General features: G+C 74.9%; 2 protein-coding genes. Both read left to right on the top strand.

What is annotated here, in order from left to right; all coding sequences use genetic code 11:
- Positions 1-10 precede the first annotated feature (10 nt).
- A complete protein-coding gene (locus ABZW03_RS28445; protein WP_355264190.1) occupies positions 11-7,171 on the top strand; it encodes an SDR family NAD(P)-dependent oxidoreductase in 7,161 nt (2,386 codons plus the stop codon).
- 47 nt (positions 7,172-7,218) lie between these two features.
- On the top strand, positions 7,219-10,846 hold a 3,628-nt coding region (locus tag ABZW03_RS28440; protein WP_355264188.1), incomplete at its 3' end, for a type I polyketide synthase.

Genomic DNA, 10,846 nt, shown 5'->3' with positions numbered 1-10,846 from the left:
GGCGTGGCCGGTGCACGGCCACGGCGAACAGGGCCTGCGGGCGCAGGCGGCGCGCCTCCACGCGTACCTGGCGGAGCGGCCGGAGCTCGACCCGGCCGACGTCGCCCACACCCTGGCCGTCGGGCGGGCGGCGCTGCGCCACCGCGCCGTCGTGGTGGGCGCCGACCGGTCCGCGCTGCTGGACGGGCTGGCGGCGGTCGCCTCCGGGGAGGAGGCGGGCGGGGTCGTCCTCGGCGCGGTGGGGGAGGGGCGGACGGCCTTCCTGTTCGCCGGGCAGGGCAGCCAGCGGCTGGGGATGGGCCGGGAGTTGTACGGCGCGTACCCGGTGTTCGCGGAGGCGTTCGACGCGGTGTGTGCGCGGGTGGAACTGCCGCTGAAGGATGTCGTGTTCGGTGACGACGCGGCGGTGTTGGCGCGGACCGAGTTCACGCAGGTGGCGTTGTTCGCGGTCGAGGTGGCGCTGTTCCGGCTGCTGGAGAGTTGGGGTGTGCGGCCGGACTTCCTGGTCGGGCATTCGGTGGGTGAGCTGGCGGCCGCGCATGTGGCGGGGGTGCTGTCGCTGGACGATGCGGTGGCGCTGGTGGCGGCGCGTGGTCGGCTGATGCAGGCGCTGCCGGCCGGTGGTGCGATGGTGGCGGTGAAGGCCTCCGAGGCCGAGGTGCTGCCGTTGCTGACCGGTGGCGTGAGCATCGCGGCAGTCAACGGGCCGACGTCGGTGGTGGTTTCGGGGGATGAGTCCGAAGTCCTCGCGATCGCCTCGCAGTTCGAGAAGTCGAAGCGGTTGAACGTGTCGCATGCGTTCCACTCGCCGTTGATGGACGGGATGCTGGAGGAGTTCCGCCGGGTGGCGGAGGGGCTGGCGTACGCGGCTCCGCGGATCGCGGTGGTCTCCAACGTGACCGGAGCGGTCGCCGGCGCCGAGGAGCTGTGCTCGCCCGAGTACTGGGTGCGGCACGTTCGCGAGGCCGTCCGGTTCGCCGACGGCATGCGGACCCTGGAGGCCCAGGGCGTCTCCGTCTTCGTCGAGTTGGGGCCGGGCGGCGTGCTGTCCGCCGCCGGGCGGGACTGCCTGGGCGACGGGGGCGGCGTGTTCGCGCCGGCGCTGCGGGAGGGGCGCGGCGAGGCCCGTACGGTGACGCTGGCGGCGGCGACCGCGTACGTGCACGGTGCCCCGGTGGACTGGGCGGCGACGGCCGATGGCCGGCGGGTGCCGCTGCCGACGTACGCCTTCCAGCGCGCGAGCTACTGGTTGGCCGGGCCGGAGACGGCGCCGAGCGGACTGCCGGACGTCGGACTGCCGGACGTCGCGGTGCCGGACGTCGCGGTGGCGGGCGAGGGTGCTGCCGAGGGCCTGGCCGAGGACGGGCTCCTGCGGTCCTGGCAGGAGCGCGTGAGTGGCGCCACCGAAGCAGAACGTGACCGCCTGCTGGTCGAGTTGGTGCGGCGGCAGGTGGCCCTGGTGCTCGACCACCCGAGCGCCGGATCGGTCGACGCGACGGCCTCCTTCAGGCAGCTCGGCTTCGACTCGCTGACCGCCGTGGAGCTGCGCACCCGACTGGCCGCCGCCACCGGGCTCGCCCTGCCCAGCAGCCTGCTCTTCGACTACCCGAGGCCGACCGTGCTGGCCCGCCACCTGGCGGCCCGACTCCTGGGCGAGGACGGCGAATCGGCCGAGGATTCCGCCCCGGCGGACGGCCGGGAGCAGATCGCGATCGTCGGGATGGCCTGCCGCTACCCCGGCGGGGTCGCCGGGCCCGAGGACCTGTGGCGGTTGGTGGCGGACGGCGCCGACGCCGTCTCCGGCTTCCCCGAGGACCGGGGCTGGGACCTCGGCTCGCTGTACCACCCGGACCCGGCCGGCCCCGGCACCTCGTACACCCGCGAGGGCGGATTCCTCAGCGGGGCAGGTGAGTTCGACCCGGCGTTCTTCGGCATCTCGCCGCGCGAGGCGTTGGCCATGGACCCGCAGCAGCGGCTGCTGCTGGAGACCTCCTGGGAGGCCTTCGAGCGGGCCGGCATCGACCCGGCGACGGTACGTGGCAGCCGGACCGGCGTGTTCGTCGGCGCGATGTCGTACGACTACGGCCCCCGGCTGTACGAGGGCGCCGACGGCCTCGACGGATACCTGCTGACCGGCACCACGGCGAGCGTCATGTCCGGCCGGATCTCCTACACCTTCGGCCTGGAGGGCCCGGCGGTGACGGTCGACACGGCCTGCTCCTCCTCGCTGGTGGCCCTGCACCTGGCCGTCCAGGCGCTGCAGCGGGGCGAGTGCGGCATGGCCCTGGCCGGCGGGGTGGCGGTGATGTCCACGCCGGGCATGTTCGTGGAGTTCAGCCGCCAGCGCGGGCTCTCGGTGGACGGCCGCTGCAAGGCCTTCGCGGCGGGTGCCGACGGCACGGGCTGGGGCGAGGGCGCGGGCATGCTGGTGCTGGAGCGGCTGTCGGACGCGCGGCGCCACGGGCACGAGGTGCTGGCGGTCGTGCGGGGCTCGGCCGTCAACCAGGACGGTGCGAGCAACGGGCTGACGGCGCCCAACGGGCCGTCGCAGCAGCGGGTGATCCGGCAGGCACTGGCGAGCGCCGGTCTGACCGCCGGTGACGTGGACGCGGTGGAGGCGCACGGCACCGGGACCCGGCTGGGCGACCCGATCGAGGCGCAGGCGCTGCTGGCGACGTACGGGCAGGGGCGTGGTGACGAGCCTTTGTGGTTGGGCTCGTTGAAGTCGAACATCGGGCACACGCAGGCGGCGGCGGGTGTCGGTGGCGTGATCAAGATGGTGATGGCGATGCGGGCCGGGGTGCTGCCGCGCACCCTGCACGTGGACGAGCCCACTCCGCACGTGGACTGGTCGGCCGGGGCCGTCGAGCTGCTGACCGAGGCGCGGCCCTGGCCGCAGACCGGACGCCCGGCGCGCGCGGCGGTGTCGTCGTTCGGGGTCAGCGGGACGAACGCGCACGTGGTGCTGGAGCAGGCGCCGGTCGTTGCCGAGGAGGCGGTGCCGGAGCCGGTGGCGGGTGGCGTGGTGCCGTGGGTGCTGTCCGGGCGGAGTGAGGCGGCGCTGCGGGCCCAGGCCGAGCGGCTGCGCGGCCGGCTGTCCACGGTGGACGCCGAACCGGCCGACGTCGGTTACTCCCTGAGTGCCACCCGCGCCGCGTTCGAGCAGCGGGCGGTGGTGGTCGGCGAGGGGTGCGAGGCGTTGCTGGCCGGGCTGGACTCCGTCGCCCGGGGTGAGACCGGCGCGGGTGTGGTGTCGGGGCGGGTGCGGTCGGGCCGTCCGGTGTTCGTGTTTCCGGGGCAGGGTTCGCAGTGGCTGGGCATGGCGCGGGAGTTGCTGGCGGAGGAGCCGGTGTTCCGGGCGCGGATGGAGGAGTGCGCGAACGCCCTTGCTCCGTACGTGGAGTGGGATCTGCTGGAGATCGTCGGGGGCGGGGACGGCGGGTGGATGGAGCGGGTGGACGTGGTCCAGCCCGTGCTGTTCGCCGTGATGGTCTCGTTGGCCGCGCTGTGGCGGTCGTACGGGGTTGAGCCGTCGGCCGTGGTGGGGCATTCGCAGGGGGAGATCGCGGCGGCGGCGGTGTCGGGTGCGTTGTCGCTGGAGGACGCGGCGCTCGTGGTGGCGCTGCGCAGCCGGGCGATCGTGGAACTGTCCGGGCTGGGCGGGATGGTGTCCGTTCCGCTGCCCGCCGAGGAGGTCCGTGCGCTCCTGGAGCGCTGGGAGGGCTTGTCGGTCGCGGCCGTCAACGGCCCGCGCTCGGTGGTGGTTTCGGGTGATGCGGCGGCCCTTGACGGGCTGATGGAGTACTGCGCGACCAAGGAGATCCGGGCGCGTCGCATCGCGGTGGACTACGCCTCGCACTCGGCGCACGTCGAGCGCATCGAGGCCCGACTCGCTGAACTGCTGGTGCCCGTCACCCCGCAGGTGCCGGAGATCCCGTTCCACTCGACCGTCACCGGCGAGGTGGTGGACGGCCCGTCGCTGGACGGTGCGTACTGGTACCAAAATCTGCGCCGGACTGTGGAGTTCGCGAACACCGTCGAGTCCCTTCTCGCTTCCGGCCACACTCAGTTCATCGAGATCAGCGCCCACCCGGTGCTGACCGTCGGCATCCAGGAGTCCATCGACGCCGCCGACGCCGACGCCGTCGTCCAGGGCACCCTGCGCCGCGACCACGGCGGCCGCGAGCGCTTCCTGACCGCCCTGGCCGAGGCCTGGACGGCGGGCGCCCCCGTCGACTGGACCGGCCTGTTCCCTGCAGCCCGTCGGGTCGATTTGCCCACGTACGCCTTCCAGAAGCAGCACTTCTGGCTGGCACCGGCCAAGCCGGGCGTCGGGGCCATCACCGAGGCCGGCCTGGCCGCGGCCGACCACCCGCTGCTGGGCGCGGCGGTCGCGCTCGCCGACCGCGACGGCCGAGTGTTCACCGGCCGGCTCTTGGTGCAGTCGCACCCGTGGCTGGTGGACCACGCTGTCGCCGGCACGGTGATCCTGCCCGGCACGGCGTTCGTCGAACTGGCCGTCCGCGCGGGCGACGAGGTCGACTGCGACCGGATCGAGGAGCTGACGCTTGAGGCCCCGCTGGTGCTGCCCGAGCAGGGCGGTGTCGCGGTGCAGGTCGTGGTCGGTGCACCGGACGGCGAGGGCCGCCGCGAGGTGGAGGTGTACTCCCGTGGCGAGGGCGGGGATCCGGACGAGCCGTGGACCCGCCACGCGACCGGCACGCTGGGTCGACACCACGACACGGCCGCGGAGTTCGGGCAGTCCGAGTGGCCGCCCCGCGACGGCGAGCCGATCGACGTGGAGGGGCTCTACCAGCAGCTGGACGCCGCCGGCTTCACCTACGGCCCGGCGTTCCGGGGCCTGCGGGCCGCCTGGCGGCGCGGGGACGAGGTGTTCGCCGAGGTCGCGCTCCCGAACGAACTGCAGGCGGACGCCGCCGAGTTCGGCCTGCACCCGGCACTCCTCGACGCCGCTCTGCACGCCGCCGGGTTCGAGGTGCTGATCCAGGACGGCGCTCCGGGACGGCTGCCGTTCTCCTGGCGCAATGTCCGGCTGCACTCCGTGGGCGCGTCCGCGCTGCGCGTCCGGCTGACCGTGGCCGGGCCCGAGGAGCTGTCGCTGGCCGTCGCGGACACGACCGGGGCACCGGTCCTGAATGTCGACGCACTGACGCTGCGTCAGATGCCGTCGCTGATCGCGGACAGCGGCAACGGCGAGCTGTACCGGGTCGAGTGGTCCGCGCTGCCGGCCGGATCGCCCGTCCCGCCCGCCTCCGCCGACTGTGCGGTGTTGGGGGCCGACGGGCTCGGCGTCCGGCACGCTTTGGAGGCGGCCGGCCTGTCCGTGGGGCAGTACGCGGACCTCGCGGCGCTGGCCGCCGAGGTACGGGCCGGTCTCCCGGTGCCCGCGACGCTGTACGTGCCGATGGCGCCCGGGGGCGAGAACGGCGCCGACCTGGCCGATGAATGCCACCGGGCGGTGCTCCGGGCGCTGGCCGTCCTCCAACACGTGCTCGCCGAGGAGCAGTTCGAGCGAACCACCGTCGTCCTGGTGACCCGGGGCGCGCTGGCCGCCGGGCCGGGCGAGACGGTGGCGGACCTCGCGCACGCGCCGGTCTGGGGTCTGCTGCGGACGGCCCAGTCGGAGAACCCCGGCCGGTTCGTCCTGGCCGACCTGGACGACGCCGACCGGTCGCGGCTGCTGCTGGCCTCGGCGGTGGCCACCGGTGAGCCCCAACTCGCCCTGCGCGACGGCGAGATCCGCGTGCCGCGACTGGCCCGCGCGGTGCCGGGGCAGGGGTCCGGAGCCGTCCGCCGCCTCGCCCCGGAGGGCACCGTCCTGATCACCGGAGCGACCGGCGCCCTCGGCGGGCTCCTCGCCCGCCACCTGGTGACCGCGCACGGCGTGCGCCACCTGCTGCTGCTCAGCCGCAGCGGCCGGGAGGCGGCCGGCGCGGCCGAACTGAAGGCCGGACTCCGGGAGTTGGGAGCCGAGGTGTCCCTGGCCGCCTGCGACGCGGCCGACCGCGGCCGGCTCGCCGAGGTGCTGGCCGCCGTGCCCGCCGACCACCCGCTCACCGCCGTCGTGCACACCGCGGGCGTGCTGGACGACGGGGTGATCCCGTCGCTCACGCCGCCGCGGGTGGCGGCCGTCCTGCGCCCCAAGGTCGACGCGGCGCTCGCTCTGCACGACCTCACCGCGCACCTCGACCTGGACGCCTTCGTCCTGTTCTCCTCCGTCGTCGCCACCGTGGGCAACGGCGGCCAGGGCAGCTACGCCGCGGCCAACGCCCTGCTGGACGCCCTGGCGCACCGGCGGCAGGCGGACGGCCTGGCCGCCACCTCGCTGGCCTGGGGCTTCTGGGCGCTGCGCAGCGGCATGACCAGCCACCTGGACGGCGTGGACGTGGCCCGGATGGCGAGGTCCGGCCTGGGCGCCCTGCCCACGGAGGACGGGCTGGCGCTGTTCGACGCCGCGCTCGCGGGCGGGGCGCCGGCGTACGTTCCGGCCCGGCTGGAGCTCGGACAGCTCCGCGCCCGGGCCCGGGCGTTCGGCGAGGTGCCGCCGATGTTCCGGGGCCTGGTCCGGCCGCCGCAGCGCCGTGCCGCGGCCGCCGACGGCCCGGTCGACGGCCGGTCCGACGGCGGAACCTTTGCCGACCGGCTGGCGGCCGCACCGGCCGAGGAGCGCGCCCGGCTGGTCCTGGACCTGGTCCGGACGCAGGCCGCGGCGGTGCTCGGCCACGCCTCGCGCGAGGCGGTCGACGGCGAGAGCGCGTTCAAGGCGCTCGGCTTCGACTCGCTGACCGCGGTCGAGCTGCGCAACCGGCTCAACGCCGCCACCGGGCTGCGGATGCCGGCCACCCTGATCTTCGACCATCCGACGCCGGCCGCGCTGGCCGGCTTCGTGCGGCGCGAACTCGCACCGCACGACGCGCCGGACGAGGACCGCTCGCTGCTCGCCGAACTCGACCGGCTGCGGTTCGCGCTGTCCACGGCCGAGCCGGACGAGCTCGAACGGGACCGGGTGACCGCCCGGCTGGAATCCCTGCTGGCCGACTGGACCGGCGGCGGACGCGACGTGCACCCCACCCTCGACGAGGCCGGGATCCACTCGGCCACCGACGACGAGATGTTCGCCCTCCTCGACGACGAGCTCGGGCTTTCCTGACGTGACCACGACCGGTTCCCGGCCAGATACGGCGGAGGTGATGCGGCATGTCCGCTGAGGACAGGCTTCGCGACTATCTCAAGCGCGCCACCAACGACCTGATGAAGGCCAAGCAGCGCCTGCGCGAGGTGGAGGAGCGCGACAACGAGCCCATCGCCGTCGTCGGAATGGCCTGCCGCTACCCCGGCGGGGTGAGCAGCCCCGAGGAGCTGTGGCGGCTGGTCGCCGACGGCGCGGACGCGGTCGGCGCGTTCCCGGCCGACCGCGGCTGGGACCTGGAGGAGCTGTACGACCCGGACCCCGACCGCGCGGGCACCTTCTACGCCCGCGAGGCCGGATTCCTGCGCGACGCCGCCGAGTTCGACGCCGACTTCTTCGGGATCTCGCCGCGTGAGGCGCTGGCGATGGATCCGCAGCAGCGGCTGCTGCTGGAGACCTCCTGGGAGGCCTTCGAGCGGGCCGGCCTGGACCCGGCGTCCGTGCGCGGCACCCGGGTCGGCGTGTTCACCGGCGTGATGTACCACGACTACGGCTCCCGCCTGCGGCAGGTGCCCGCCGACGTCGAGGGCTACCTCGGCAACGGCAGCGCGGGCAGCGTCGCCTCCGGCCGGGTCGCCTTCTCGCTCGGCCTGGAGGGCCCGGCGGTGACGGTCGACACCGCCTGCTCCTCGTCGCTGGTCGCCCTGCACCTCGCCGTGCAGTCCCTGCGCCAGGGCGAGTGCTCGCTGGCGCTGGCCGGTGGCGTGGCCGTCATGTCCACCCCGGCGACCTTCGTCGAGTTCAGCCGGCAGCGCGGGCTCTCGGCGGACGGCCGCTGCAAGTCCTTCGCCGCGGCGGCCGACGGCACCGGGTGGGGTGAGGGCGTCGGCGTGCTGCTGCTGGAGCGGCTGTCGGACGCCCGGCGCCACGGGCACCCGGTGTTGGCGGTCGTGCGGGGCTCGGCCGTCAACCAGGACGGTGCGAGCAACGGCCTGACGGCCCCCAACGGCCCTGCCCAGCAGCGGGTGATCCGGCAGGCGCTGGAGAACGCCCGGCTGTCCCCCGCCGAGGTGGACGCGGTGGAGGCGCACGGGACGGGGACCCGGCTGGGCGACCCGATCGAGGCGCAGGCGCTGCTGGCGACGTACGGGCAGGAGCGCGGCGAGGAGCCTTTGTGGTTGGGCTCGTTGAAGTCGAACATCGGGCACACGCAGGCGGCGGCGGGTGTCGGTGGCGTGATCAAGATGGTGATGGCGATGCGGCACGGCGTGCTGCCGCGCACTCTGCACGTGGACGAGCCCACTCCGCACGTGGACTGGTCGGCCGGGGCCGTCGAGCTGCTGACCGAGGCGCGGCCCTGGCCGCAGACCGGACGCCCGGCGCGCGCGGCGGTGTCGTCGTTCGGGGTCAGCGGGACGAACGCGCACGTGGTGCTGGAGCAGGCGCCGGTGGTTGCCGAGGAGGCGGTGCCGGAGTCGCCGGGTGGTGTGGTGCCGTGGGTGCTGTCCGGGCGGAGCGGGGCGGCGCTGCGGGAGCAGGCGCGGCGGCTGCTGGCGGCGGTCGGTGGGGAGCGGCCGGTGGACGTCGGCTTCTCGCTGGTGTCCTCGCGGGCGGTGTTCGAGCACCGGGCCGTGGTGGTCGGCGAGGAGCGGGAGGCGCTGCTGGCGGGCCTGGGCGCGCTGGCCGACGGCCTGCCGGGTACCGGCGTGGTGTCGGGGCGGGCCCGTACGGTCACCGGTCCGGTGTTCGTGTTCCCGGGGCAGGGGTCGCAGTGGCTGGGCATGGCGCGGGAGTTGCTGGCGGAGGAGCCGGTGTTCCGGGCGCGGATGGAGGAGTGCGCGGCGGCGCTGGAGCCGCATGTGGAGTGGGATCTCCTGGACGTCGTCAGGGATGAGGACGGCGGGTGGATGGAGCGGGTGGACGTGGTCCAGCCGGTGCTGTTCGCCGTGATGGTCTCGTTGGCCGCGCTGTGGCGGTCGTACGGGGTTGAGCCGTCGGCCGTGGTGGGGCATTCGCAGGGTGAGATCGCGGCGGCGGCGGTGTCGGGTGCGTTGTCGCTGGAGGACGCGGCGCTCGTGGTGGCGTTGCGCAGCCGGGCGATCACCGAACTGTCCGGTCTGGGCGGGATGGTGTCCGTTCCGCTGTCCGCCGACGAGGTCCGTGCGCTGCTGGAGCGTTGGGGCGGCTTGTCGGTAGCGGCCGTCAACGGGCCCCGTTCGGTAGTGGTTTCGGGTGATGCGGCGGCTCTCGACGCGCTGATGGAGTACTGCTCGACCAACGAGATCCGGGCTCGCCGGATCGCGGTGGACTACGCCTCGCACTCGGCGCACGTCGAGCGCATCGAGGCCCGACTCGCGGAGCTACTGGCGCCGGTGACCCCGCGCGTGCCGGAGATCCCGTTCCACTCGACCGTCACCGGTGAGGTGATCGACAGCGCGGCGCTGGAGGGCGGCTACTGGTACCAAAATCTGCGCCGGACCGTCGAGTTCGCGAACACTGTCGAGTCCCTTCTCGCTTCCGGCCACACCCAGTTCATCGAGATCAGTGCCCACCCGGTGCTGACGGTCGGTATCCAGGAGTCCATCGAGGAGGTCGGCGCCGACGCCGTCGTCCAGGGCACCCTGCGCCGTGACCACGGCGGGCGCGAACGCTTCCTGACCGCCCTGGCCGAGGCCTGGACGGCGGGCGCCCCCGTCGACTGGACCGGCCTGTTCCCCGCAGCCCGCCGCGTCGACCTGCCCACCTACGCCTTCCAGCGCGACCGCTACTGGCTGGAGCCCGAGGCCGGCACCGACGAGCCGTCGGCCGTCCCCGCGGACGCCGTCGAGGCGGGCTTCTGGGAGACGGTCGAGCGGGAGAACCTCGACGAACTGACCGCCGCCCTCGCCCTCGACGAGCACGCCCCGCTGAGCAGTGTGCTGCCCGCGCTGGCCTCGTGGCGGCGGCGGCAGCGCGAGCGTTCGGCGCTGGAGAGCTGGCGCTACGGGATCGCCTGGCGGCCGGTCGGCGGGTCCTCGACCGGGGCTGCGGCCGCACTCGCGGGCACCTGGCTGCTGGCCGTGCCGGAGGCGGCCGCCGGCGAGCCGGTGCGGGCCGTCGTGGAGGCGCTGGGCGAGGCCGGTGCGCGGGTGGTCGAGCTGCCGTGGACGGTGGCCGAGGACCGCCGTGCGCTGGCCGTACGGCTTCGCGAGCTGGTGGCCGAACACCCGGACGTGACCGGCGTGTTGGCGTTGCCGATGTCGTCCGACGGCGAGGCCGGGGAGGCCGGGGAGGACGTCCCGACCGCCCTGGTCGCCGCGACCGCCCTGGTCCAGGCGCTGGGTGACGCGGAGCTGGCGGCTCCCCTGTGGCTGGCCACCCGGGGCGCGGTCGCGGTCGGCCGGGCGGAGGTCGTCGAGGATCCGGAGCAGGCGCTGCTGTGGGGTCTGGGCCGGGTCGTGGCACTGGAGCACCCGGACCGCTGGGGCGGTCTGGTCGACCTTCCCGCCGCGCCGGACCGTCGGACGCTGTCCCGGCTGGCCGGTGTGCTCACCGGCGGGCCGGCCGGTGCGGGCGGGGAGGATCAGGTGGCGCTGCGCCCGTCGGGCGTGTTCGCCCGGCGGCTGGTGCGCCCGCGCCCCGACGCCGCGCCGGTGGAGGCCTGGCGGCCGCGCGGGACGGTGCTGGTCACCGGGGGCACCGGTGCGCTGGGCGGGC

The organism is Kitasatospora sp. NPDC004799, from assembly GCF_040609095.1.
Taxonomy (GTDB): domain Bacteria; phylum Actinomycetota; class Actinomycetes; order Streptomycetales; family Streptomycetaceae; genus Kitasatospora.
This window is presented reverse-complemented; position numbering and strand designations above follow the sequence as displayed.